The organism is Roseburia faecis, assembly GCF_001406815.1.
Classification (GTDB): Bacteria; Bacillota; Clostridia; order Lachnospirales; family Lachnospiraceae; genus Roseburia; species Roseburia faecis.
In genome coordinates this window covers 1-351 of record NZ_CVRR01000090.1, presented here as the reverse complement: position 1 = coordinate 351, position 351 = coordinate 1, and the positions used below count along the sequence as shown (strand labels likewise).

The window sequence follows — 351 nt, the reverse complement described above, 5'->3', positions numbered from 1 at the left end:
GAAATAGAAAAGCTCTGCCGTAATGACATTCGTTACATGTATCTTCTTGATGGCATGAAAACGCCTTCTTTTGCTACATTTGGAAACTTAATCCGAAACGAACTAACCGATTCTATCGAGCAGATATTTGAAGACATTAATTCATATATTTTTGCCAAAGATCACGTGGATCTGCAGCATACATACATTGACGGGACAAAAATTGAGGCAAATGCCAATCGATATACCTGGGTATGGAAAAAATCGTGTGTGAAAAACCGGCAGAAAGTCTTTGACAAGATTTCACTCTTGATTGATGCTATGAATCGGGAAGTACTTGGATATCTCGGAATAAAATTTGAAAAGCGTGAA

Annotated in this window: 1 protein-coding gene; it reads left to right on the top strand. The window is 37.3% G+C overall.

All coding sequences use genetic code 11. The annotated features are described in order from the left end of the window. Positions 1–351: transposase (locus tag M72_RS15580; RefSeq protein WP_141652770.1), on the top strand; the 351-nt coding region annotated here is incomplete at both ends.